Origin of the sequence: Micromonospora olivasterospora, from assembly GCF_007830265.1 — a bacterium.
In the GTDB taxonomy this organism is placed as follows: domain Bacteria; phylum Actinomycetota; class Actinomycetes; order Mycobacteriales; family Micromonosporaceae; genus Micromonospora; species Micromonospora olivasterospora.
Genome location: NZ_VLKE01000001.1, coordinates 2,538,838 through 2,563,224, shown reverse-complemented (window position 1 = coordinate 2,563,224; position 24,387 = coordinate 2,538,838). Strand labels below are relative to the sequence as shown.

Genomic DNA, 24,387 nt, shown 5'->3' with positions numbered 1-24,387 from the left:
CTACTGCCGGAACCGGGCGGCGTAGCGACTGAGCGCCGCCCGGTTCGCCTGCTCGGTCTTCGCGATCAGGCTCGCGACGTGCTTCTCCACGGTGCGCGGCGAGATGAACAGCTCGCTGGCGATGCTGCGGTTGTCCGACCAGTCCGCCATGAGTTCCAGGACCTCGTACTCCCGTTCGGTCACCCCCTTCAGCCGCAGCGGCGGCGGGACCCGGCTCGTGTCGCGGCGGTGGGGCACCACCACGCCGGAGCGGCGCAGCTCGGCCCGGCAGGCGCGGGCCGGAGTCGGGAGCCCGGCCTGGCGGAAGTACTCCTCCGCCTGCCGCAGCCAGTCGACCGGCTCTCCCCAGCGGTCCGTCCGCGCGGCCTCGGCGACCAGGCGCAGGCCGAGGTGGACCGCCACCGGGTGCGGCCCCCGCCGCACCGCCGTCACGGCTGCCTCCGCCTGCTCCCGCCTGCCCTGCCTGCCGAGCAGGACGGCCTCGGCCAGCAACCCGAACTGCCGGTTCCAGCGCAGCCGGCCCGGGCCGCTTTCGCCCACCTCGCGGCAGCGGCGCCAGTCCGCCTCGCCGCGCAGCACGTCGAGCAGCAACCCGAGCCCGTGCTCCCCGGCCAGCGGGTACGGGGCGGCCCGCTGGCTGTCGCACCGGGCGGCCCGGGCCAGCTCGTCACGCGCCCGGTCCGGGTCCTCCTCCAGCAGCGCGCACACCGCGTACGCCATACCGTGCACGAGCGCCGCGTACGGCGATCCGGTCCCGCCGGCGTGCCGTAGCTCGGCCAGCGCCTCGTCCACCTCGCGCCGCCGGCCCTGGTGCCCGGCGCAGATCGCGCGCACCAGGATCGATCGCGCGACCGCGTCGTGCAGCCCCAGCCGCTGCGCCTCGGCCGCGCTCTCGGTGACGAGGCGTTCGGCCTCGGCGTACCGGCCGCGCAGGGCCTGGTCCCAGGCGAGCAGGGAGCCGACCGTGTGGCGCAGCGTCTGCGCGCCGATCCGCCGGGTTCGTTCGGCGCTGCGGACCAGGGCGTCGGCGTCCCCCGTCAGCAGCCACCGCTGCTCGGCGAGCAGCGCCGTGGCGCGGGCGCGCCACAGCGGGAGGTGGTGGCGGTCGGCCAGCTGCCGCATCCGGAAGAAGCACGCCTGCGCCTCGTCGGTCTCCCGCCGGCTGGCCAGCACGCCGCGGGCCTGCCAGCCGAGGCAGGCGACCGCCGGCAGCCCGGCGCGCTCGGCCTCGTCCACCGCCCGGTCGGCGAGCCGGGCGGCCTGCTCCGGGGTGTCCACCGCGAGGTGGGCCGCGACGGCGTCGACGTGCGCCGTCTGCCGTCCGTGGGCGTCGGGGCCGAGCACCGCCCGGGCGGCCTCGAGCTGTACGACGGCATCGGCCCGCCGGCCCGCGAGGCAGGCGAGCCGGGCGAACTGGACGTGCACCGCGGCCAGCCGCTCGGGCGGGACGGCCGGGTGGCACAGGTCGTCGAGGCTGTCGAGGAGCCGCAGCCCGCGCCCGGCATCGCCGCTCTCCACGAGCGCGCACAGCAGCTCGTGCAGCACGTCGACGCGGAGCGGGCCGTCGAGGGACGTCTCCGCCAGCTCCCATGCCCGCTCCAGGGTCTCGGTAGCCGCCCACAGCCGTCCCGCGTTGAGCGCCCGGCGGCCGGCGAGGACGAGCAGCCGGGCGGCCTCCGGCACGTCCCCGGCGCGGCCGGCGAGGCGGGCGGCGAACGCGCACCATTCCCCCGGCAGGTCGGGGTGCAGCTCGTGTACCGCCTCGGCCGACCGCTGCGCGAGGGCGGCCTGGTCGGCGGGGGTGAGCAGGCCGAGCAGCGCGACCGCGGTCGTCGGGTTGCGGAAGGCGTACCAGTCGTGGTCGTCGCCGCCGGGGGCGATCAGCCCCGCGGTGACCGCCGCGCGTACGTGTCGGAGCAGGTCGTCGCGGTCCAGCCGCAGGGCCTGCCCGAGCACCGAGACCGGGAACCGCTCGCCGATCACGGCAGCGGCGGTGAGCAGTTGGCGTCCGGCGGGTCCGAGCCGCGTGGCCTGACCGGCGACGGTGTGCCGGACCGCCGACGGCACCTCGGTACGTACCTCGTCCACCAGCCGGCATCCGCTCGGATCGAGGACGAGGGTGCCGCTGTCCAGCATGGCGCGCACCAGTTCTCCGGCGAGGAACGGGTTGCCCGCGCTGTCCCGGCAGAGCCGGTCCACGACCGGCTCCGGTACGTGCTCGGGGGCGAGGCCGAGTCGGGACGCCGCGAGCAGGCGCACGGCCGGCGGGTCGAGCGGGTGCAGCGGCAGGAGGGTGCCGCTGCACCGCCGGCTGAGCGCCTGCGCCAGATCCCATGCCGACCCGGGGCCCTGCCGAACGGTGGCGAGCAGCAGGGTGCCCTGGCCGGCGACGTTGTCGGCGAGGTATTCCACCACGGCGAGGGTCCCGGGGTCGGCGTCGTGCAGGTCCTCCAGGGCGAGCAGGCAGCCGCGGTCGGCGCCCGTGACCGACAGCAGCCGCAGCACCGCCTCGCCGAGGAGCACCGGCGACGCCGGCACGGGTGGGGCGCCGGGGGACCGGTACTCCGGGATGAGCCCGCCCAGGGCGGACCGGTAGGGGCGCAGGCTGGGATGTTCCAGGATGGGCTCCGTGCGGAACAGGTGGGCCAGCGCCTCGGTGAGGGGGCGGAGCCGCACGGCGGGGCCCGTGCTGCCCGTCCGCCCCAGCAGCACCGACATGCCGCCGTGCCGTGCCCGGCGGACGGCCTCCCGCACCAGGCGGGACTTGCCCGTCCCGTCCCCGCCGACCACGATGACGCATCCGCCGTGCCCGTGGCGGGCCTGGCTCAGCCCCTCGTACAGGATGTCCCGTTCCCGGTCACGGCCGACCAGCACGGGCAGTGGGAAATTGTCTTCTTCGGGCATGCGCACCTTCCTGTCCGTCGCGACAAGAATGGGACCACCTGCGCGCCCCGAACCGTTGTAACGCGTATCCGACAGGCGCCACGGGGAATCGAGGCTGGCCGTCCCGGCGCCGTCACTGTAAAAAGAATTACGGGAAATTCATAGTCTTGAATTTTAAAGCCATCGCACCCGACGTGGTCGAGTAGGTGCGCTAGGTGATAGGTTTTATCCATAGATGTCGGCCTTAGCCGGCTTCGGCGTCCGGCGTGGCTGGGCCGTCCTGCCTCGGGGGTCGGCGGGCGGACGCCCTTGTCACTGCCTTTGCCCGGGGTGGCCGGCGGGATGGATGTTCGACTTCGGGTCGCCGGAAAGCAGAGCCGCTGAATCGCGGCGAAAATGGCGATTCGCCGGAGCCGCGAATCGTTCCCATCGCGCGAAACCAAGATCCGCCGGGTTCGCGGCGGGCGGGACGGCCCGACCGCCCGGTCCGCTCGGCGGGGGCGACGCCGACGCATCGCCGGGAGACGGTGGCGGGCACGTGTCGGGGCCGGCGGTACCGTGGCCGGGTGACGGGCTACGCGGCGGTCGTGTTGGCGGGCGGGGCTGCCCGTCGGATGGGCGGCGCGGACAAGCCGGCCCTCCGGGTCGGCGGCCGGCCGATGCGCGACCGGGTGCTGGACGCGGTGGCCGACGCCGACCTCCGGGTGCTGGTCGGGCCGCCCGGGCCGGTGCCCGAGGGCGTCCGGTCGACCAGGGAACGCCCGCCCGGCGGAGGCCCGGTCGCGGCCCTCGCCGCCGGCCTGACTCTGCTCCCCCCGGGTACGACCGTCGTCGCCGTGCTGGCCGGCGACCTGCCCCTCCTGACCGCCCCCGCGATCGGTGCGCTGCGGGACCGGCTCGCCGAACCGGGCGTGGACGGCGCCTGCTACGTCGACGACGAGGGACGGCGGCAGACCCTGTGCGGCGTCTGGCGGGTGCCCGCGCTGCGGGCCGCCGTGGACCGGCTCGCGGCCGCGCGGGGTGGCTCGGTGGACGGCGCGTCGCTGCGGGCGCTGCTCGGCGGCCTCGCCGTTCGCGACGTGCGCTGGCCCGGCGGCGGCCCGCCGCCCTGGTTCGACTGCGACACTGACGAGGACGTACGCCGGGCGGAGGAGTGGACGCGATGACGGTGATGGACGAGTGGGTCACGGCGGCCTGCGCCGAGCTGGGCCTCGACCCGTCCGAGGTGCCGGTGCCGGTCGTGCTCGACCTGGCCAGGGACGTCGCCCACCAGGTGCTGCGACCGGGCGCCCCGGTCACCGCGTACCTGCTCGGCCTGGCCGTGGGACGGGGGCCGAGCCGACGGCGGCCGCCGCCCGCCTCGGCGAGCTGGCCGGCGCCTGGCCGGTCGAGCTGGGCGGCCCGCCCTCCGACTGAGGTCGAGCTGGGCCCCGCCCACCGACCGAGGTCGAGCCGGCCGGCGGGATCTCCGGCCGGAGCGGGTCCGGCGGCCCGTTCCGGGCCCGCTGTCCCATCGCCGTCCGGGCCTGATTCGGTCCCCCGGGTGGCTGGGTAGGGTGATCGGGACGGACGGAGGCGATCATGTCGGTAGGCCACCCCTCGACCCCCGCCGGAGGCCCGCCCGGCGGCGCGTCCGAGCAGTTCGAGCCGATCCTGCTCGACGAGCCGAGCACGGCTGACCTGCGGGCGAAGGTGGCGGAGGCTTGGCGGGAGTTCGCCCGGGCCCTCGCCGACCGGCTGCGCGAGCTGCCCGCCGGGTCCCACGTCGAGTTGACCCTCGACCCGACCGCCTCCGGCACCGGCGATGCCGTCTACTCGATCAGCGTGGACATCGCGGACTCCGGCCGGCTCTCGGCCCGGGCGGTCGGTAACGCGACGCTTCCGCAGGGCTACCGGCTGGACCGGGCCGCCGTGGCCGACATGGTCGCGCTGGGCTGGTCCCCGCCCGGGGTGCTCGCCGGCTCCGGCGAGCACTTCGGCCTGGCGGGCGAGACCGCCGAGGCGACCCGGATCGCCGCCCTGCTCTCCCGCACCCTGCGCGACGTGTACGGCGCGCCGCACCCGGCGTTCCTGGTCTACCTAATTCAGGACGCCGAGGGCGAGCCCGTGGCCGTGGAGGCGCTGGGCACCGCGCGCGGGGAGTTCGGCACGGACCGCACGGCCGAGGCCGACCTCGACGAGGCGTTGGCCGCCGCGCAGGCGGTGGAGGGCGACGTGCTGGACCTGGCGGAGCGGGTCAGGACGGTCGTCTCCACCATGCTCAAGTCCAACGCCGACCAGTTGCAGGTCGACTCGGACGGGGACATCAACATCCGGGCCGGGTCCGCCATGGTGTTCGTCCGGGTCCGCGACAATCCGCCCCTGGTCGACGTCTTCTCGCCGGTGCTCACCGAGGTCGAGCCCACCGAGCGGCTCTACGTGAAGCTCTCCGAGCTGACCAACCGGATGCCGATCGGCCGGCTCTACTGCGCCGACGACACGGTGTGGGCGTCCATCCCGGTGTTCGGCCGCAACTTCCAGGCGGGCCACCTGATGCTCGCGGTGCAGGTGATGACCGGCCTCGCCGACGAGCTCGACGACCGGCTGCACGGCGAGTTCGGCGGGAGGCGCTTCTTCGGCGAGGGCGACAAGCCGGGCCGGCGGGACCAGGGCGAGCACCGCACCGGCATGTACCTGTAAGGAAGGGCCCTTCGCAACGCCTGCGGGGGATCTCACCCACCCGCGCCCGGCGTCCCGCCGACGCCCTCGACGGCCCGTGCGGTCGAGGGCGGGTGGGACCCGAGTCCGGGCCCCACCCGCCGGGGGAGGGTGAGTCAGGTCAGGTTGTCGGCAGCCAGGCCAGCTCGGCGGCGCCGGCCGGGTCGCTGGCGCGCAGGCCGGCGTCGGAGACGGTCCACAGGACGCCGCCGACCAGCAGCGACCGGGTGACCGGAGCGCCGCCTGTGTGCGCGACCCGGCCGACCTCCGCGACGGACGAGCCGGTGAGCCGCAGCAGGCGCAGCGCGTTGTCGACCGGCAGCGCCACCAGGCCGGTCCCGGCGTCGTACAGGAACGCGTGCGGGTCGAACTCGACCGTCGACGCGGCCCCCGGCACGTGGTACCGGGCCAGCCGGGCGGGCCGGGCCGGGTCCGCCACGTCGAACAGGGAGACCTGGAGGCCCTGCACCCGTCCCTGGTCGTTCGCCTCCTGGCCCACCCCGAGCAGCCGGCCCTCGCCCACCGGGTGCAGGTACGCCGAGTACCCGGTGATCTTCAGCTCCCCGGTGACCCGGGGCGCGGCCGGGTTCGTCAGGTCGAGCGAGTAGAGCGGGTCGGTCTGCCGGAAGGTCACCACGTACCCGGTGGCGCCGAGGAAGCGCACCGAGTGGATCCGCTCGCCCCGGCCGAGCCCGGTGACCGCCCCGGTGCGGGTCAGGGTGCCGTCGCGGCGGGTCAGCACGTACACGGCGGACTCGGTCGCCGGCCGCGGACCGAAGCTGTCGCCGCTGGTGGTGGCCACCCGGAGCCGGCCCTGCCACTCCGACAGCGCGTACTGGTTGACGAGCGTGCCCGGCACGGTGCCGGCGGCCAGGTAGCGGGGCCGGCCCGGCGCGGCGGTGTCGAACTGGTAGATCGCGGTGGCCGCCGGCCCGGCCGAGGGGACCCAGCCGGTCCGCCAGGGCCGTCCGGCGCGCTCGCGCACGCCGGCCAGGTAGAGGCTGCGGGCCGTCCCGTAGACGGTGTCCGCGTCGGCGGCGACGCTCACCGGGTCGCCGTCGCCGAGGTGCCCGGTCGTGAGGTCGAAGCTGAGCACGGTGAGTAGCGACGTGCCGGTGCTGTCGGCGGTCGCGCTCAGCCGGTCGCAGCCCACCCGGCCCGCTCCGCGCCGGTCACCCTCGGTCCACTCGTACGCCGGCAGCCAGGCGTCGAGGTCGGCGTCGGCGATCACCGCCCGGTTCGCCGCCAGCCGTTCCTCGTCGGTGCCCTCCTGCCGGTACGGGAAGACCAGCCGGGGGTGCGAGCGGACCACCACCCGGGCCGTCGCGCCGGTCAGCCGCGCGTCGAGCAGGCTCCCGTCGATCCGGTACGTCCCGACGAGCGTCGGCGACCCGGTCAGGTCCACCAGCAGCAGCCGCGGGCCGGGCTCCCCCTCGTCGACCGGCCGTCTCCCGCCCACGAGCGGGATCCGCGGCGCCGACCGGACCAGCACCAGCGCCCGGTCGCCGTGCAGCAGCAGGGTCGCGGCCGGCCAGTTGGTGGGCAACCCGGGGTCGTCACCCGCGGCCAGGTCCAGCCGGCCCGTGATCCGCCGCGTCGCCGGGTCCGTCACCCGCAGCACGCCGCCGGTGACGGTGACGATCCGCCGACCGTCGGTCTTGACCAGGTCCGGCTCGTCGGCGTCCGGCTCGTGGTTGTTCGTGGTCGAGTGCTCCGCCGGCGCGGCCTGCCCGGCCGACGCGTCCGCGCGCGATCTCCGCACATCGCCCATCGCGGGGACGGGCCCGCCCAGCAGGTCGACCGCCTCGGGCACGAGGCCCCACGGGCTGACCGACTCGGCGGCCGCCGCCCGCAGCCGCGCCAGCGCGTCGGCGCACGAGTCGAAGGACACCAGCCGGACGGCCCCCACCGGGGGTGCCCAGGGCGGCTCCGCCGCGTGGTGCGGCAGCCCGGCCGCGCTCCCGGCCAGCAGGGTCAACGCGACCAGCGTGCCGGCCGCGGCGGTGACTGTCGCCCGTGTCATGCCCGCTTCGACGCCGGCCGTCCGGTTCCGGTTCCCGGGCTGCGCCCCGGAGGTGGGGCACCGCGCGGGCGGGAGCCGCCGGCATCGTGGGGGTGGGCCGCGTCAGACGGTGGACGGGCCGACGCCGGGGGACTCGACCAGGCGGGAGAGCACGATGGTGCTCCGGGTCGAGGTGACGAACGGCTCCGCCCGCAGCCGCTCCAGCGCCTCCTCCAGGTGGGCGATGTCCGCCGCCCTCAGGTGGACCAGCGCGTCCGCCTCCCCCGAGACGGTGTACGCCCCGACGACCTCCGGGTGCCGGCGGGCGGCCACCCCGATCTGGGCCGGGGTGGTCCGCCCGGCGCAGAACAGCTCCACGAACGCCTCCGTCGTCCAGCCGACCGCGGCCGGGTCGACGACCGCCGTGAATCCCCGGATCACGCCCGCGGCGCGCAGCCGGTCGACCCGGCGCTTGACCGCGGGGGCGGACAGCGAGACGCGGCTGCCGATGTCGGCGTACGACGCCCGGGCGTCGGCCACGAGCAACGCAATGATTCGCTGGTCTACCGCGTCTATCTGCAACGTTCCGCCTTCGGGAAGCAACGGTTGTGGCTGTTACCAAAGTTGTACCGTACCTACTCTTGGTCACCGTGAACCAGCAGCGAGTCCCGCGAAAGCGGACATATCTCATGTGCTCGCCCGCGCATTTCGCCGTCGAGTACGCGATCAACCCGTGGATGGACGTCACCACGCCCGTCGACGCGGACCTGGCGGTCAAGCAGTGGGACCGGCTGCGCGAGACGCTGGTCGGTCTCGGCCACGACGTGCACCTGCTGACGCCCCAGGCCGGGCTGCCCGACATGGTGTACGCCGCCAACGGGGCGTTCGTGGTGGACGGGACGGTCTACGGCGCCCGGTTCAAGCACGAGCAGCGGGCCGCCGAGGCAGCCGTCCACCGGGCCTTCTACGAGCAGTGCGGCTGGCGGTTCATCGCCTCGAACGAGACCAACGAGGGCGAGGGCGACTTCGCGTACCTGCCGGAGGCGCACGGCGGGCTGATCCTCGCGGGCCACGGCTTCCGTACCGAGCTGCCGGCGCACGCGGAGGCGCAGGAGGCGCTGGGCCGCCCCGTGGTGTCGCTGCGCCTGGTCGACCCGCGCTTCTACCACCTGGACGTCGCGCTGGCCTCGATCGACGACGCGAACGTCGTCTACTACCCGGGCGCCTTCTCGGCGGCCAGCCAGAAGGTCCTCGCGCAGCTCTTCCCGGACGCGGTGATCGCCGACGACGCGGACGCCCTGGCCTTCGGCCTGAACCTGGTCAGCGACGGGCTGAACGTGGTCCTCAACAGCGAGGCGACCCGGCTCGCCGGCAGGTTCAAGGCCGCCGGGTACAACCCGGTGCCGGTCGAGCTGGCCGAGCTGAAGAAGGGCGGCGGCAGCGTGAAGTGCTGCATCGCCGAGCTGCGCCACTGACCCCGCGGGTCACCTGACGGCACGGGCCGGTCCCTCCCCGCGGAGGGCCGGTCCGTCCGCGTTCCCGGCCCGGGGTCAGCCCCGCGTTCCCGGCCCGGGTCAGGCCCCCGTGTTCCCGGCCAGGGTCAGCCCAGCGTGGCCAGCTCGTTGATCAGCACGTTGGAGAGCAGCCGGCCGTCCCGCTGCACCCTGCGCAGGTACCACTTCTGCTGCGGGGTGCGCGGCTGGTTGAACTGCCACGCCCCGCGCGGGCTGTCGATCTGGCCGATCTTGCCCAGCGCCAGGTTCACCTGCTGCGCCGTCGGGTTCGACCCGGCCAGCCGGATCGCCTTGTCCAGCACCTGCGCCGCGTCGTACGAGGCCATGGCGTACGTGGTGGGGACGCGTTGTGGTTCTTCCGGTACGCCGAGGCGAAGATGCGGTTGGCGGTGTTGTTCAGGTCGGCGGAGTAGTTCAGGGCGGTGACGACGTTGCTCACCTCCGCCTCCGGTGCGTCGCCGAGCACGGTGCCCTCGGTGAGGAACCCGGGGGCGTAGATCGGGCCCCGGTACCCCTCCCGGTAGAGCTGCTTGAGGAACTGCGCCGCCGCCGCGCCGGCGAAGTGGCAGAAGACGGCGTCCGGCTTCCGGCTCAGCGCCTCGCGGATGTCGGCGGTGTAGGTGGTGCTCCCCGGCGAAACTGTGGGATTGGTCCAGACCACCGGGGCGGAGAGGCGCGGGTCGGCCGACCCCGCCGTACCGAACTGCCCCTTGAGGCCCTCGATCACGTCCCGGCTGCCGAGGGTGTCCGGCGCGATGATCGCGACCCTGCTGCCCGCGCTCAGCTTCTGCGCCAGGTACGGGCCGAGCGCCCGCCCCGGCTCGTCCAGCACGTACGAGGTGCGCCAGATGTAGACGACGCTCTGCAGGCTCTTGGGCGAGGCGTTGGAGCCGATGAGCGGCACGCGGGCCTTCTCGACGGTGTCCCGGATGCCCACCATCACGGCCGAGTCGACCACCCCGGTCAGGGCCAACGCCCCCTGCCTCAGCAGGCTCTCCACGGCAGCGGTGCCGGTCTTCGCGCTGTCGCCCTCGTCGGCGGTCAGCAGGGTCACCGGGTGGCCGCCGAGGCGTTGGCCGTGGAGGCTCAGGTAGAGCTGGAAGCCGTTGACGATCTCCTCACCGATGGCCTGGTAGCCGCCGGACTGCGGTGCGATCAGACCGATTTTGATGGGGCTGCCCGCCGGGGCGGAACCGTCGTCGCCGGCTTCGCCGCACGCCGCGGTCAGGCCGGTGGTACCGAGAGCGGCCAGCAGCTGGAGTGCCCGCCTACGGTTCATCTGGGACACCGCGTTCCTTCCGGGAGCTGAGCAGGGCAGATACGCCCCTCGGCGTTCCTACCCGGTCAGGCGACGCTGCGTCAATGCTCCGTAATTACTCAAAAGGACCGCAGCGTATCGACCACCGTCGGCCAGGCGGCCGACTCCGGATCGATTAGCCCGAAGTGCTCGCATTCCGCCAGCTCGATCAGGCGCGTCGGGCTGCCCGCCGCCCGCGCCGCCGCGACGTACGAGCGGCTCAAGGCCACCGGCACCTGACGGTCCAGCAGACCGTGCACGATCACCGTAGGTGTCGCTCCGTTCACCAGGGCGCGAGGGTCGGCGGCGGCGTATCGCTCGGGGTGCTCCTCCGGACCGCCGCCGAGCAGCGCGGCCACCGCGCCGGAGTCCAGGTCCAGCCGGTACGCCTCGACCAGGTCGGCGACCGGGGCCAGGGCCAACACCCCGCCGACGGTGGGCGGGGCGGACGCCGCGGCGTACAGCGCGAGGTGGCCGCCGGCCGAGTGGCCGACGAGCAGCGGCGGGCCGGAGAGGATCCGGTCGCCCAGCACCGGACCGGCCAGCCCGGGCAGCGCCGCCACCCCGGCCAGCACGTCGGTCAGCGTGTTCGGCCACCCGCCGCCCGGCTGCCCGGTCCGCCGGTACTCCAACTGGGCCACCGGGTGGCCGAGCGCCGCCAGGGCGGCCGCGAGCGGACCCGTGTGGGTGCGGTCGTACTCGGCCCGCCAGAACCCGCCGTGCACGACGACGACGAGCGGTCGCGCCGGTCCGTCGCCCGCCGGGCAGCGCAGGTCGGCGATCTGGTCCGGGTGCCCGCCGTACGCCACCGTGGCGTCCGGGGGCGGGGCGGGGCGGCTGAGTACGGCGCGCGGATCGGCGGACATGCGAGCGACCGTAGCGTGCTCCGGCCCATCCTTACCCGTCCCGGCGAGCGTCGGCCGCACCCGCTGCGCCAAGATGGAACGCATGACCGAAGCGCATTCCGCTGGACACAACGACGAGCCGGGCCACGACGGCACCGGTCACTCCGGCACCGTGGTGGTGGTCGGCCCGGACGGCCGGCCCGTCGGCACGGTGCAGACCGACGAGGGCGCGGGCGAGGACCCGACCCGCCTGGTCGAGCAGCCGGCCAAGGTGATGCGGATCGGCAGCATGATCAAGCAGTTGCTGGAGGAGGTCAAGGCGGCGCCGCTGGACGACGCCAGCCGGCACCGGATGCGGGAGATCCACGAGCGGTCGATCGTCGAGCTGAAGGAGGGCCTGGCCCCCGAGCTCCGCGAGGAGCTGGAGCGCATCTCGCTGCCCTTCACCGAGGACAAGGCGCCCAGCGAGAGCGAGCTGCGCATCGCGCACGCCCAGCTCGTCGGCTGGCTGGAGGGGCTGTTCCACGGCATTCAGGCGGCGCTGGTCGCCCAGCAGATGGCCGCGCGGGTGCAGCTGGAGCAGATGCGCTCCGGCCGCGCCGCGCTGCCCAGCGGCCCGGGCGGGATGATCCCGGGCATGCCGGGCATGGGCCAGCCGCAGGGCGGCGAGGGCCACGGGACCGGCCAGTACCTCTGACGGGTCGGGCCGGCCGGGCCGCCGACCGGCCCGGCCGGCTCACCCCACCCCGAAGACCTTTTCCAGGTACGCCGCCACGCCGTCCTCCGAGTTCGCCGCCGTGACCTCGTCGGCGATCTCCAGGACGGCGGGGTGCGCGTTGGCCACCGCCACCCCGCGCCCGGCCCAGGTCAGCATCGGCACGTCGTTCGGCATGTCCCCGAACGCCAGCACGTCCCGCTCGTCCACCCCGAGCCGGGCGCAGTACCAGGCCAGGCCCGCCGCCTTCGTGACGCCCGCCGCCGAGATCTCCACCAGCCCCGAGTACGATGAGTGGGTCGCCTCGGCAAGCCCGCGCAGCGCCCCGGCCACCACCTGGACGAACGCGTCCGGATCCTGCTCGCCGGCCCGGGCCAGCAGCTTCACCGCAGGCGCCGAGTGCAGCTCCTCCGGCGACTCGATCGCCCTGATCAGGTCGGTGTCGGCGTCCCAGCGCAGCGGGTAGTGCGCCTCGTGCCGCATCTCGCGGCTGTCCACGATCTCCACCGCGAAGCTCACTCCGGGCACCTCGGCACGCAGCCGGCGGGCCACCTCGGCGAGTAGGTCCGGCGCCAGCGGGTCGGCCCGCAGCACCTCGTCGGTGGCCGGGTCGTACACCACCGCGCCGTTCGCGCAGATCGCCGGCAGCGGCTCGGTCAGCTGCTCGTACACCAGCTCGAGCCAGCGGATGGGACGGCCGGTGACCAGCACGACCGGCGTGCCGCGCGCGGCCAGCCGGGCCAGCACGTCCCGGGTGCGCGGGCTGATCGTCCGCTCGTCGTCGAGCAGCGTGCCGTCGATGTCGCTGGCTACCAGCCGTGGCGTCTCTCCCATCACCGGGAGAGTAGTCGGTCCAGGTAGATCGCGACGCCGTCGTCGTCGTTGCGCAGGGTCACCTCGTCGGCGGCGGCCCGGACCAGCGGGTGCGCGTTCGCCACGGCCACCCGGGCCCAGCCGGCCCACTCGAACATCGGCAGGTCGTTGGGCATGTCCCCGAAGACCAGCACCTCGGCCGGGTCGACCCCGAGCCGCTGCGCCACCACGCTCAGCCCGGACGCCTTGTCCACCCCCGGCGGGCAGATCTCGACGAAGCCGAGCCCGGCCTGGGTGAGCGTGGCGACCTCCGGCGGGACGATCCGACGGGCGGTCTCCAGCAGGACGTCCACGTGGTGGTCGGCCGTCCGCGCGAACGCCTTGATCACGTTGCCGGCCAGGCACTCGTCGCGGGTGCGGGCCTCCCACCGGTCCGGGTACGGCCAGCTCGGGTCGTGGTCGCCCCACAGCGGGGCGTCGTGCTCGTCGGACGCCTCGACCATCACGGTCAGCGGGCCGACCTCGGCCTCCAGGTCGGCCAGCAGTCGGGCCAGCACCTCGCCGGCCAGCCGTTCGTCGCGCAGCACCACCGGCCCGGCCGGGTCGCTCTGGTCGACCACCCGGCCGCCGCCGGCCATCACCAGGTAGTCCGCGGCGCGGATGTCGTTGCGGGTCAGCTCGGTGAGCCGGGGCCCGCGACCGGTCGCCCCGACCACCGGAATGCCGGCGGCCCGCACCCGGTCGAGCACCCCGTGGGTGTACGCGGAGACGGTCTCGTCGGTGCGGACCAACGTGCCGTCGAGGTCGGTGGCGATCAGCTTGGGCAGCCCCGGGCGGGTCATCGTTCCTCCTTCGCCCGCCGCCGTCGTACCAGCCGCTCCTCGGTCGTCGGTGCCTCGACCGGCAGGACGGCGGGCAGCAACCGTACCTCGCCGAACAGGCCGCAGCCATGGCTTCCCGGCGAATCGGGCGCCAACGGAGGGCGGCGGGCGCGTGTCTCCCCCGACCGGGTCAGCGCGGCGGCTCGGGGCGGGCGAAGGGCGTCGTCGGCTGGACGGTGAGGTCGGCCGGCGCGGGCGGCAGGTCGTCGGCCCGCGACCGGCCCGCCCCGCGTCGCCGGTGCCAGGCCCGGCCCGGCTCCCGACCGGGCCCGGTCCCGTCGGCGGACGAACCGTCACCCCCGGGCGCGTCGCTCCCGGGGGCGCCCTGTCCCGTCGTGGCGTCGCCCGGGGCGTCGAGCCGGCCGGCGAGGTGGAGCGCGGCCGCCAGCAGCGCGCACGCCACGAAGGCCATCCCCAGCCCCCGGCCGTACTCGACTATGAAGCCGCCCTCGGACGTGTAGAACAGCGCCCGCTTACCCGCGTCGTCGAGCGTGGACGTCGTGGCGATCAGGAGGCCGAGCACGGCCGCGGCCAGCGCGAGGCCGGCCACCCGGGCGTTCCGCCGCGCGGCGGCCGTCCCGCGCAGGGCGAGGGCCACCGCCGCGACCAGCCCGATGAGTCCGACCAGGTAGGTCGTCCCGAACCCGCCCAGGTCGGACACCCCGAACGGCACCCGCAGGCTGTTCCCCTCGGGGCCGCTGTTCGGCACCGTCATCACCAGCCACTCCCCGGCCAGCGAGGCGAACGCGGCCACCGCGCCGAGGCCGGCGGGCACCAGGGGGAACCGGTGGTCCCGCGTCAGCCCGGCCAGCGCCTGACCCGCCCGGCCCGGTGGTGTCGGCTCCGCGCCGCCCCACTCCACGACGGCCGCTCCGTCCGGGGACCGGTCGTCCTGCCGGGGGATGGGGAGATCCTGGGACATGGGCCACCTCTCCGCCGCTCGCGGGCCTGGCCGAATCATGACACAGGCGGCAGCCGTCGGCCGGCTCGTGCGGTCTGGGCTTCCGTGGATGGATTCGGCTGCGGTCGGTCGCTCGGCGACCGCCTTTCGGATAGCGTCGGGGCATGCCTATCCGTACCGCTTCCGCACGCTGGCAGGGCGATCTCGCCGAGGGCTCCGGCACGGTCCGTACCGGCAAGGGCGGGCTCCAGGGGAACTACTCGTTCAAGTCGCGGTTCGAGGAGGGCGAGGGGACCAATCCCGAGGAGTTGATCGGGGCCGCCCACGCCGCCTGCTTCTCGATGGCGCTGTCCAAGCAGCTCGCCGACGCGGGCGCCACGGGCACCTCCGTCGAGACCACCGCCAAGGTGCACTTCGACAAGACCGACGCGGGCATGACCGTGACCAGGATCGACCTGGAGACGGTCGGCCAGGCCCGGGCCTGGACGAGGCCCAGTTCACCAAGCTGGCCGAGACGGCCAAGGAGAACTGCCCGATCTCGCGGCTGCTCTCCCCGGGCGCCCAGATCAGCCTCACCGCCCGCCTCGCCTCCTGAGCGCCCGCGCGGAGTGGACGCGTCCACTCCGCGCGGGCGCCACGCGTCCCGGCCGCGCCGCCCGGAGGTTTCCGCGCCCTCCGTGGATCTTGGGGTACGGGCGGCGGCTCGGGTCGGCGAGAATGGGTGGCGTGGCGGTGGAGATGAGCCGGGAGCGCTTCGAGGAACTGGTGGGCGAGGCCCTCGACGAGGTGCCCGAGGAGCTGCTCGGGCTGATGAGCAACGTGGTGATCCTGGTCGAGGACGACCCACCCCCCGGCGACGACGACCTGCTCGGCCTCTACGAGGGGCACGCCCTCACCGAGCGTGGCTGGGACTACGCCGGGGTCCTGCCCGACCGCATCCTCATCTACCGCCGTCCCATCCTGCGGATCTGCGACAGCGAGGAGGACGTCGTCGACGAGGTGGCCGTGACGGTGGTGCACGAGATCGCCCACCACTTCGGCATCGACGACGACCGACTGCACGACCTGGGCTGGGCCTGAGTCTGTCCCGGGCGTCGCTTTGGGTGATGTGCCCCGTTGCGGTCGTCGCCTACCCTCCGGACAGGCACATACCCCGTCAGGAGGCACCTCGATGCGCAGCGCGCTGTTCTCGGCAGAGAACCTGGAGAAGGAGTCCGCCCAGCCCGGCATGCGGCTGCAGAACTCCAAGATGTTGAAGATCGAGCTCAACGGCGAGGCGATGGCCCGCGTCGGGTCGATGGTCGCCTACCAGGGGCAGGTGCAGTTCCAGGCGCTCGGCTCCGGCGGGCTGGGCAAGTTCATCAAGCAGAAGCTCACCGGCGAGGGCGTCCCGCTGATGAAGCTCACCGGCCGCGGCGACGTCTTCCTCGCCGAGCTGGCCAAGGACGTACACATCATCGACCTGGAACCGGGCGACGCCCTTTCCATCAACGGCTCCAGCGTGCTGGCCTTCGACTCCACCCTCCAGTACGACGTCCGCATGGTCGGCGGCGCCGGCATGGCCGCGTCCGGCCTGTTCAACTGCGTGTTCACCGGCTACGGCCGGATCGCGATCACGACCAAGGGCACCCCGGTGGTGCTCAACGTCGACGCTCCCACGTACGTGGACCCGCAGGCCGCCGTCTGCTGGTCGGCCAACCTCCAGACCGGCTACCACCGCGCCGAGCAACTCGGCCTGGGCACGCTGCTCGGCCGCTCCACGGGCGAGGCGTTCACGATGAGCTTCGCTGGGCAGGGCTTCGTGGTGGTGCAGCCCTCGGAGGAGCCGCCGATGAGGGGCAGCGGTGACCAGCAACAGCAGGGCGGTCTGCTCGGTGGCCTCCTGAGCTGACCAGCGGCGGGGCGCTCCGGCCACCGGGGCGCCCCGGGTGCGCGGCTCAGCTCGCCGCCGGACCCGGGCGCCCGCCGCTCCGGGCACGGGCGGCCGACGTCAGCTCAGCTCGCCGGCGCGTAGCCGGGCCAGCCAGGCCGCCGCGTCGGCGTAGTCGGTGTCCGACAGGCCGGCGGGCGGGGGACGGGTCGCTCGCCCGCCCCCTCAGCCCAGCGGTGCCGGGGGTACGACCCGAGGAAGCGCACGTCCGCGCAGACCCGGCGCAGACCCTGCAGCGCCTCCCCGAGCCGGACGTCGGCGACGTGCCCGGTGCAGTCGAGGAAGAAGACGTACCGGCCGAGCGCCTCGCCCGTCGGGCGGGACTCGATCCGGGTCAGGTTGACCCCGCGTACGGCCAGCTCCATCAGCACCGACAGCAGGGCACCCACCCGGTCGTGGGCGATGTACACGGCCAGCGACGTCACGTCGTCCCCGGTGGGGGGCGGGGGCGGGCCGGGCCGGGACAGCAGGGCGAACCGGGTCACCGCGTCCGGGTGGTCGGCGATCTTGTCGGCCAGCACGGCCAGCCGATGCCGGGCCGCCCCGACCGGGGCGCAGATCGCCGCGTCGTACTCGCCGGCGGCCGCGCCCGCGGCGGCGGCCCCGTTGGACAGCACGTCGACCACCACGGCGTCGGGGAGGTACGTGTGCAGCCAGCCCCGGCACTGGGTGGACGCCTGCGGGTGCGCGGCCACCGAGCGGACCGCCGCCAGCGGCGTCCCCGGCCGGGCGCCGAGCACGAACTCGACCGGCAGGATCACCTCCCGGGTGATCACCAGGGGTTCCCCCTCGGCCAGCTCGTCGAGGGTCACCCCGACGGCGCCGCCGATCGAGTTCTCCATGGGCACGAGGGCGGCGTCGGCGTCCCCGGCCCGTACGCTCTCCAGCGCCTCGCCGACGCTGCGCGCGGGCGTGCGGGTGCCGTGCTCGGCGGCGGGCACGGTGCGCAGCGCCTGTTCGGCGAAGGTGCCCTCGGGGCCGAGGTAGACGAAGCGGGTGGGCGGTGTTCCCGGCATACCGTCAGCCTACGCACCCGGTACGCCGGCCGCCCCGCCGTCGCAGGCGAGCGCCCGGATGCCGCCCGGCCCGGCCACCCGTACCTCGATCGTGCAGACGTCGGTGCCGGCGGTCACCAGCTCCAGCGCGCCCGGCCGGCGCCGGGTGACCACCTGGAGCTCCTCGTGTCCGGTCACGCGCAGCACGGTGTACTGCCAGTCCCCGGCGCAGAGCGGGCCCCTGCGCACCCGCACCTGAGCCGACCTGGGCAGCACCCCGGCGGTGCCCCGCAGCAGCGCCACCACCCGGTCGCCCGAGGGGCCGTTGCGGCACTCGGTGGCGACCAGGTCGGGGGCCGCGGTGGTCGGCGGTGCGAGCGGGGGCGGCGTGGCCGTCGGCGGGGTGGACGGTGCCGGGGTGGGCGAGGCGTCCGCCCCGGGGCTCGGCAGCTGGGCCGGCTGGCGGAGTTCCGGGGGCACCCCGCAGCCGGCGAGCGCGACGGCGGCGAGGGACACGACGGTCAGCAGCCTGACCGTCGCGGGCGGCCGGCGGGTCGCGGAGCGGTGTGGGGCGGTGGGCGGCACGAGCCGATCCTTGCATCGGAGAACGTCGTTGTGGCCGGATGGCCGAGCCCATCGTAGAAGTTGCCGGCGTGGGGGTGAAGGGCAGCGACGTGGCCGCCGGTGCCCGTCAGTCGAGGACGCGGTGGCCGGCGCGGCGCAGTGCGGCCGTCGCCTCGTCCAACCGTACGGCCGGCACGAGCACGTGGTCGGTGTCGTAGGTGGAGAACGCCACCGCGTTGACCCGGGCCTGAGCCAGCGGGTCGACCAGCGCGGCGAGGGTGCCCGTCACCGCCAGGCCGACCGGCCCGACGACCCGCAGGCACCGCCAGTCGGTCTCGACCTCGGCCGGGGCACGGGTGGCCGGGCAGATCACCGAGATCCCGTCGGCGGACCAGCTCACGCTCACCACCTCGCCGTCGCCCAGCTCGCCCCAGAGGGCCGGCCGGAGGGCGGCGTCGGCGGTCAGCCGGCACACCGCGTACTCCCCCGGCAGCAGAGCGACATCGAGCATGATGGCACCTTACGGCCTGAGCGGCCCGGCGCCCCACCTCCAGAAGGTGCGGCGAAGGCCACATTTGTGCAGGTCAAGGCGGCGATGGGCGGATCAGACCTCGGCGAAGAAGGTGAGCGACCCGGCGACCTGGCCGCCCGTCAGCACCGGCGTGGAGATGGCGTCCACGGTCGGGTCGGAGCAGCCCGCCGCCGTGGCCTGCACCCGTAGCAGACCGCGCGCGAGGCGGCCGGAGTGCAGGGCGAGCAACGGCGGGATCTTGTCGGTCTCCTGCTCGGTCAGCTCACCCCGGTGGGCGGTGAAATCGAGCAGGCGCAGGCAGCCGTCGAGCAGCGGCAGGCCGATCACGTCCTCCGGGCAGCCGAGGCAGAGCAGCTCGCAGCCGGACGTCGAGACGGCGACGACCCGGGTGTCGGCGTCGATGAGCAGGCAGGGCTCGGTTGCTCGGGAGACGGTGACGGACCACTGGCCGAAGTTGTCGGACTCCTGCTCCGGCAGTGTCCGGGCGGCGGGCACGAACACTTCCGAGAGCGAGAGTTCGACGTGGGCCACCGCACCTCCTATATGCACCGACTGTCTGTCCACGCTAGCCGGTCGACGCGGCGACCGCTGGCCGCACCGGCACCACCGAGCGGCGGTCATCGGTTGCCCTGACCTGGGCGGCCGGCGACGGCGCGGGCCGGTTGATGCTCTGGGTACTGACCGGAACGCGTGGCGTCGCCGGAGACGTTACCGGCGGTTGGCCGGCTTGTCAGCCGCCGTTCGGCCCGCGTCGTACCACCGGTAGTCGCCCGCTGGACGGTACGTGCCGTTCATCCAGGTGGAGGGGTGCTGCGCCACCCGGGCGAGCTTCTCGGCCGTCGTGGGGCTGATCCGGTTGCCACCGGCCACGAGCAGGCGGTCCAGCTCGCGGTGGGTGGCCATCAGGCAGTCCTTCGGCAGGCCGTACACACTGATGACGCCGGAGCCGACGAAGGTCAGCACCGGCGCCACCGGGATCGGCAGCCCCACCGCGTCGGACAGGGCCTTGGCCGCTCGCTTGGCGTCCCTTCGGGCCTCGGCCACATAGGCCGGTCGTTTGCCGTTGATCTGGACGACGTCGCCAGCCACCAGCACACGGGCTCTGCCGTGGTCGGCGATCGTCACCGCGTACAGCCCGCTGGGGCCGATGGCGAGGAAGCCCGCCCGGTCGTCCTGGGTCTGGTCGAGGAGGAGCTCCACGGCGTCGGTGCGGGGCCACTCGATGATGTGCCAGGCCGGCCCGAGGTGGTCGAGGCGGCTGAGCGCCCGCGCCCCGGCCGCCTCCAACCGGCGGGCGCCCCGCTCGGCGCGCCGGCGGCGAGCCCACTCCAGTGGGTTCGGGCGTACGGGCTCCAGCGCCCCCGGCGCCTCGGCCCGGGGCTGCGGCACCGCTATGGGCGGCAGTGCCCGAGCGGTGGGTGCGACGCGGCGTGCGGGAAAGACAGTCATCGCGACCTCCGGCAAAAGGTCCCTCGAAGTTATCCTCTCACTACCCTACGTTGACAGACCGGGTGCCCGGCAAGTCGGAGGGTCGGAGTGAGTGTGGATGAATGCCATATTCATCCACAGAGGTTTTACCGGATGCCGCCAATCCCTGCCCTACGCTTGGGCGGGTGACCCACTACGTGGACAGCGAGGTCGGCAGACTCGGCACGGTGCTGCTGCACCGGCCGGGCCCGGAGCTGGCCCGACTCACCCCCCGGAACAACGACTCCTTGCTCTTTGACGCTATCCCATGGGTGGGGCGCGCGCAGGAGGAGCACGACGCGTTCGCCGCGGCGCTGCGCGAACGCGGGGTGGAGGTGCTGTACCTCGCCACCCTGCTCGCCGAGACCCTCGCCGTCACCGAGGCCCGCGCCGAGCTGACCGAGCAGGTGCTGCGCTCGCCCCGGCTCGGCGACGCCCTGCGTCGCCGGGTCGCCGACCACCTCAGCTACCTCGACCCGGTCGCCCTGGCCGGCGTGCTCATCGCCGGCCTCGCGCACGAGGAGCTGCGGGTCAGCCAGGAGCGGCCCGGCGGGCTGGTCTACGCCCTGATGGACCGGCACGACTTCGTCATCGACCCGTTGCCCAACCTGCTGTTCACGCGCGACTCCGCACTGTGGATCGGCGACCGGGTCGGGGTGACCAGCCTGGCCATGCCCGCCCGCCGCCGGGAGAGCACCATCACCCACGCCATCTACCGGTATCATCCGCGCTTCGCCGGCACCGAGTTCGTCTACGGGCCGGAGCTGGAGCACCTGGAGGGCGGGGACGTGCTGCTGCTCGCCCCCGGCGTGCTGGCGGTCGGGGTGGGCGAGCGGACGACCCCCGCCGGGGCGGAGCGCCTCGCCCGGCAGGTCTTCGCCGCCGGGCTGGCGCACACGATCCTCGTGGTGCCGATCGCCCAGGAGCGGGCCACCATGCACCTCGACACGGTCTGCACCATGGTCGACGTCGACGCCGTGCTGATGTACCCGAACATCGCGAACACGCTGTCCGCGTACACGATGATCGCCGACCCGGACGGCGAGCCCCAGGTGGACGGGCCCGCGCCGTTCCTGCGCGCCGCAGCCGACGCGATGGACCTCGACCGGCTCCGCGTCATCGACACCGGCCTCGACCCGGTGACCGCCGAGCGGGAACAGTGGGACGACGGCAACAACACCCTCGCCCTCGCCCCCCGACTCTGCGTCGGGTACGAGCGCAACACCCAGACCAACGCCCAGCTGGAGCGGGCGGGCATCGAGGTCATCCCGATCGCCGGCTCCGAGCTGGGCTCCGGCCGCGGCGGCCCCCGGTGCATGTCCTGCCCGCTGGTCCGCGAGCCGCTGAAGCGGTGAGGAGGGCCCCCTCCTGGCGCCTGGCGCCATCAGGAGGCCCTCCTGACGGGAGCGGGTCAGCGGAGGGTGAGCTGCCGACCGAGCAGCCCCTGCCGTGCCCGCCGGGCAGCCGCGTCCAGCGGCTCCCTGTCCTCCAGCGCCTCGGCGTACCGCTTGGCGAACTCCGTCACCGGCTCCTCCCAGTCGGCGGCAGGCACGTCCTCGGGCAGGTCCCAGACCGGTGCCAGGCGGCCGTGCGCGCGGAACATGCCGGCGAAGCGGGTGTCGGCGCCCAGGGTCAGCGTGCCGGCCGCGCTCAGCCGGGCCAGCGCGTCCAGTGCGGCGTCCTCGTCGTCGGGGAGCACCCAGCGCACGTGCGCCTTCTCGGGCACCTGGCACCAGTACGCGGCGCGGGCGGCGGCGAGCCGTACGGTCGGGTAGATCGCGGCGTTGGCCCGCTCCAGCGACGCCTGGACGGTCGCGTCGTCGGCGGCGCCCGGGTCCAGCCAGAACTCGAACCCGTCGTGCATCGTGATCTCCAGCGGCCCGTCCACCAGGATGTCCTGGAGCCGGGGGCCGGGCCCCGGCAGCGGCGGCACGGACACCGACCTGCCCGGCTCGGTACGCAGCGCGCAGATCAGGGCGTCGGCCAGGTCCCGGGAGACGTCGCCGGACTGCTGGTGGCGCTGGAGCCCGACGAACACCTGCCCGTCCGGCTTGATCATCGCCGGGGCGGCCATCGGCAGCACGGTCGCCAGGGTCACCTGCCGGTCGCCGTACTCCTCGACCAGCGCGGGGGCGAGCCGCAGCGGCGCGGACGCCGCCGGGACCAGCTCGCGCAGGGCGATCCACTCGGGCTCGTCGGTCAACCCCTCGAACGGGCGGGGCACGAAGACATCACGCACCTTCTCCCGCTTGGGAGTGGCTTCGGCGGCCCGCTGGCTCTTTCGACGCTTGCTCACGGCGAGACAGCCTAGAGGCCGAAGCCGGACGGCGTGGGGACGATACGCTTTCCGGCCAACGATCGCCGGTCAGCCCGCGACGACCAGGTCCGGCTGGCCGGCGTGGGCGGCGTCGAACTCCGCCCAGACGCTCTGGCCCAGCCCGTCCCGGTCGACACCCCACCGGCTGGCCAGGCCGGCGACGATGTGCAGGCCCCTGCCGTCGGCGGCGTCCGGGTCCGTGGCCCGCAGCCGGGGACCGGCCGCCGCCCCGCCGTCGGTGACCCGGAGCTGGACCGCCTGCCCGCCGGACACCGGGCGCAGCCGCCAGGCCACCCGGACCACCCCGCCGGGAAGCGGGTCGGCGTGCCGGACCGCGTTGCCGACCAGCTCGGCCAGGACGGCCACCAGGTCGGCCAGCAGGACCGGGGGGACCAGGCCGGCCAGCTCGCGGGCGAGCCGGTGCCGGGCAAGCCGCGCACCGGTGGCGTGGTGCGGCACGACGACGCACCACGAACGCTCGACCGGCCCTGTCGCCACCGCCGCTCCTATCTCGCCCGCGCGGAGTCGCCCTGCTCGCCGGCGGTCACCGGCACGGCAGCCGCACCTCTGCGACCGTACCGCCACCGGGCCTCGGCCGGAGCGACACCCATCCATTCTGCTGTTCGACGATCCGGCGGACGAGGTACAGGCCGAGACCGGCGCCCGGGTAGCCGCGCCGGCCGCCGGTCTCCCCCTGCCAGAACCGTTCGAACGCCCGCTCGACGTGCTCCGGTCGGATGCCGATCCCCCGGTCGCTGACCCGGAACGAGACGTACTGTCCGGTGATCGTGGCGGCGAGCTCGATCGGGGAGTCCGGCGGGGAGTACTTGTCGGCGTTGGTGCCCAGCTCGATCAGCACGGTGGCGATGCTCTGCCGGTCCCCGAGCGCCCTGGGCAGGTCGGCGGGCACGTCGAGGACGATCCGGCGGCGAAGGTCGGCGGGCAGGTCGGCGACGGCCGACCGCAGCGCGTCCCCGAGGTCGAACGGCGCGGGCGGCTCGCCGGGGCGCTGGTCGGTGGCCGAGGTGAGCAGCCGGTCGACCAGCCGGGCCAGTTCGTTGGTCCGCTGCCCGATGATCCGGGCGGCCTCCCGCCGGTCGGCCTCGGTCAGCGAGTCCCAGTGGTCGGTGAGGGTGTCCGCGTACCCCTTGATGACGGTGACCGGGGTGCGCAGCGCGTGGCTGGTGACCGCGACGAACAGGTCGCGGTCCTCGTCGCGCAGTTGCTGTTCGGTGATGTCCCGGAGGGTGACCACCCGGAGCGTGGCGGGGCCCGGCACCTCTCCCGACGTGATCCGTACCCACCGCCCGTCCGGCAGCCGGTGGTCGAGGCCCTGGCCGGGCTCCGGCAGCGGGAACGGCAGCGGACGGTTCAGCGCCTCGGCGGCCGACCGGCCGGTGACCCGGGCGGCGGCCGGATTCCAGAGCCGGACCTGGCCGTCCCGGTCGGCCACCGCCAGCCCGTCGGCCAGTGCCGCCACCACGGGGCCGTCGCCGTGCGCCGGCGGGCCGGTCTGGTCGCCGTAGATCTGGGCGATGCAGGAGGCGACGTACCCGACCATCTCGTGCCGCCCCGCGCCGGACGAGTCGTCCCCGTCCGGGTAGAACGCGTGCAGGCTGCCGACCGTGACCCCGCCGATCTCGGCCCGGGCGACCACCATCCGCCGCAGCCCGTGGCCCGCCAGCTCGTCCGCGAACGGGCCGGGAAGCCGGGCCACGTCGACCTCGCGTACGCGGGGGCCGGCGAGCAGGCGGACGGTGGCCGGATCGGTGGGCGAGACCGGGCGGCCGACGGCCCACTCCGCGCTCCCCGTCGCGGCGACGACCCGGCCGCCGGTCGAGGTGAACTCCACGAACACGGTGCCGGCCGCCCCGATCGCCGGCCCGACCACCTCCAGCAGCCGGGCCAGGGCCGGAAGTCCCGCACCACCCGAGTCGATCATGTCGATCACGACGGCGTGACCGGCGATGAGAGCGGCGGGGTCGGGGCGCTCCGGCATGTCCCGAGTGTGCCGCGCCGGCCGGCTCGCCGACA

Annotated in this window: 21 protein-coding genes and 4 pseudogenes; 9 read left to right on the top strand and 16 right to left on the bottom strand. The window is 74.6% G+C overall.

The window, feature by feature from the left end:
* Positions 1-2,904 (bottom strand): ATP-binding protein, encoded by a 2,904-nt coding sequence (locus JD77_RS11710; RefSeq protein ID WP_145774274.1) that lies wholly within the window; start codon positions 2,902-2,904, stop codon positions 1-3.
* A gap of 407 nt (positions 2,905-3,311) precedes the next feature.
* Between JD77_RS11710 and mobA the strand changes: the two genes are divergently transcribed.
* From mobA to JD77_RS11695, 3 genes and pseudogenes are all read left to right on the top strand, one after another.
* The gene (mobA, locus tag JD77_RS11705) at positions 3,312-4,049 is read left to right on the top strand and encodes a molybdenum cofactor guanylyltransferase (RefSeq protein ID WP_387226357.1); all 738 of its coding nucleotides are present in this window, start codon (positions 3,312-3,314) and stop codon (positions 4,047-4,049) included.
* A pseudogene (locus tag JD77_RS11700) lies at positions 4,046-4,299 on the top strand (DUF6457 domain-containing protein). The gene mobA and the pseudogene JD77_RS11700 overlap by 4 nt, the downstream one beginning before the upstream one ends.
* A 165-nt stretch (positions 4,300-4,464) precedes the next feature.
* Complete coding sequence (locus JD77_RS11695) at positions 4,465-5,562, top strand: T3SS (YopN, CesT) and YbjN peptide-binding chaperone 1 (protein ID WP_145774272.1); 1,098 nt, start codon at positions 4,465-4,467, stop codon at positions 5,560-5,562.
* A gap of 139 nt (positions 5,563-5,701) precedes the next feature.
* On the opposite strand, the gene JD77_RS11690 is transcribed toward JD77_RS11695, so the two are convergent.
* Both JD77_RS11690 and JD77_RS11685 read right to left on the bottom strand, forming a co-directional pair.
* Positions 5,702-7,603 carry a beta-propeller domain-containing protein gene (locus tag JD77_RS11690; RefSeq protein ID WP_145774271.1) on the bottom strand — a complete coding sequence of 634 codons (1,902 nt, stop codon included), beginning with the start codon at positions 7,601-7,603 and terminating at the stop codon, positions 5,702-5,704.
* Positions 7,604-7,705: 102 nt separating this feature from the next.
* A complete protein-coding gene (locus JD77_RS11685) occupies positions 7,706-8,164 on the bottom strand; it encodes an Lrp/AsnC family transcriptional regulator (RefSeq protein WP_145774270.1) in 459 nt (152 codons plus the stop codon).
* 59 nt (positions 8,165-8,223) lie between these two features.
* Between JD77_RS11685 and ddaH the strand changes: the two genes are divergently transcribed.
* Entirely contained in the window at positions 8,224-9,057 is an 834-nt protein-coding gene (gene ddaH, locus JD77_RS11680; protein WP_342799645.1) for a dimethylargininase, read from the top strand.
* Positions 9,058-9,182: 125 nt separating this feature from the next.
* Here the strand turns inward: ddaH and JD77_RS11675 are convergent.
* Positions 9,183-10,384: pseudogene (locus tag JD77_RS11675) on the bottom strand (ABC transporter substrate-binding protein).
* A gap of 89 nt (positions 10,385-10,473) precedes the next feature.
* On the bottom strand, positions 10,474-11,259 hold the full coding sequence (locus JD77_RS11670) for an alpha/beta hydrolase family protein (RefSeq protein WP_145774269.1): 786 nt from the start codon (positions 11,257-11,259) through the stop codon (positions 10,474-10,476).
* Positions 11,260-11,332: 73 nt separating this feature from the next.
* Here JD77_RS11670 and JD77_RS11665 point away from each other — a divergent pair, with 73 nt between their 5' ends.
* On the top strand, positions 11,333-11,935 hold the full coding sequence (locus tag JD77_RS11665; protein ID WP_145774268.1) for a bacterial proteasome activator family protein: 603 nt from the start codon (positions 11,333-11,335) through the stop codon (positions 11,933-11,935).
* Between the two features lie 39 nt (positions 11,936-11,974).
* Here JD77_RS11665 and JD77_RS11660 read toward each other — a convergent pair whose 3' ends face one another.
* The 3 genes from JD77_RS11660 to JD77_RS11650 all read right to left on the bottom strand — a co-directional run bounded on the left by JD77_RS11660 (position 11,975) and on the right by JD77_RS11650 (position 14,569).
* Positions 11,975-12,787: an HAD family hydrolase gene (locus JD77_RS11660; protein ID WP_145774267.1), complete on the bottom strand. Its 813-nt coding sequence runs from the start codon at positions 12,785-12,787 to the stop codon at positions 11,975-11,977.
* Entirely contained in the window at positions 12,787-13,608 is an 822-nt protein-coding gene (locus tag JD77_RS11655; RefSeq protein WP_145774265.1) for an HAD family hydrolase, read from the bottom strand. Before JD77_RS11655 ends, JD77_RS11660 begins: the two co-directional genes overlap by 1 nt.
* Positions 13,609-13,777: 169 nt before the next feature.
* Positions 13,778-14,569 (bottom strand): hypothetical protein, encoded by a 792-nt coding sequence (locus JD77_RS11650; protein WP_145774264.1) that lies wholly within the window; start codon positions 14,567-14,569, stop codon positions 13,778-13,780.
* A 143-nt stretch (positions 14,570-14,712) separates the two neighbouring features.
* Here JD77_RS11650 and JD77_RS11645 point away from each other — a divergent pair.
* From JD77_RS11645 to JD77_RS11635, 3 genes and pseudogenes are all read left to right on the top strand, one after another.
* Positions 14,713-15,143 (top strand): annotated as a pseudogene (locus tag JD77_RS11645) (OsmC family protein).
* Positions 15,144-15,280: 137 nt separating this feature from the next.
* Positions 15,281-15,628 (top strand): metallopeptidase family protein, encoded by a 348-nt coding sequence (locus JD77_RS11640; RefSeq protein WP_211372800.1) that lies wholly within the window; start codon positions 15,281-15,283, stop codon positions 15,626-15,628.
* Between the two features lie 91 nt (positions 15,629-15,719).
* Entirely contained in the window at positions 15,720-16,439 is a 720-nt protein-coding gene (locus JD77_RS11635) for an AIM24 family protein (protein WP_145774262.1), read from the top strand.
* A gap of 99 nt (positions 16,440-16,538) precedes the next feature.
* Here the strand turns inward: JD77_RS11635 and pheA are convergent.
* The 5 genes and pseudogenes from pheA to JD77_RS11610 all read right to left on the bottom strand — a co-directional run bounded on the left by pheA (position 16,539) and on the right by JD77_RS11610 (position 20,018).
* Positions 16,539-17,494: pseudogene (gene pheA, locus JD77_RS11630) on the bottom strand (prephenate dehydratase).
* A gap of 9 nt (positions 17,495-17,503) precedes the next feature.
* Positions 17,504-18,001 (bottom strand): hypothetical protein, encoded by a 498-nt coding sequence (locus tag JD77_RS11625; RefSeq protein ID WP_145777539.1) that lies wholly within the window; start codon positions 17,999-18,001, stop codon positions 17,504-17,506.
* A 163-nt stretch (positions 18,002-18,164) separates the two neighbouring features.
* On the bottom strand, positions 18,165-18,548 hold the full coding sequence (locus tag JD77_RS11620) for an ACT domain-containing protein (protein ID WP_145774261.1): 384 nt from the start codon (positions 18,546-18,548) through the stop codon (positions 18,165-18,167).
* A 93-nt stretch (positions 18,549-18,641) separates the two neighbouring features.
* Entirely contained in the window at positions 18,642-19,100 is a 459-nt protein-coding gene (locus JD77_RS11615) for a hypothetical protein (RefSeq protein WP_145774260.1), read from the bottom strand.
* A 177-nt stretch (positions 19,101-19,277) separates the two neighbouring features.
* On the bottom strand, positions 19,278-20,018 hold the full coding sequence (locus tag JD77_RS11610) for a hypothetical protein (RefSeq protein WP_145774258.1): 741 nt from the start codon (positions 20,016-20,018) through the stop codon (positions 19,278-19,280).
* Positions 20,019-20,182: 164 nt separating this feature from the next.
* On the opposite strand from JD77_RS11610, the gene JD77_RS11605 reads away from it, so the two are divergent.
* A complete protein-coding gene (locus JD77_RS11605) occupies positions 20,183-21,391 on the top strand; it encodes an arginine deiminase (protein WP_145774257.1) in 1,209 nt (402 codons plus the stop codon).
* Positions 21,392-21,447: 56 nt separating this feature from the next.
* On the opposite strand, the gene JD77_RS11600 is transcribed toward JD77_RS11605, so the two are convergent.
* From JD77_RS11600 to JD77_RS11590, 3 genes are all read right to left on the bottom strand, one after another.
* The gene (locus tag JD77_RS11600; RefSeq protein ID WP_145774256.1) at positions 21,448-22,332 is read right to left on the bottom strand and encodes a DUF5926 family protein; all 885 of its coding nucleotides are present in this window, start codon (positions 22,330-22,332) and stop codon (positions 21,448-21,450) included.
* 69 nt (positions 22,333-22,401) lie between these two features.
* Entirely contained in the window at positions 22,402-22,851 is a 450-nt protein-coding gene (locus JD77_RS11595; protein ID WP_145774255.1) for an ATP-binding protein, read from the bottom strand.
* Between the two features lie 46 nt (positions 22,852-22,897).
* Complete coding sequence (locus tag JD77_RS11590) at positions 22,898-24,352, bottom strand: PAS domain-containing sensor histidine kinase (protein ID WP_145777538.1); 1,455 nt, start codon at positions 24,350-24,352, stop codon at positions 22,898-22,900.
* Positions 24,353-24,387: the final 35 nt, after the last annotated feature.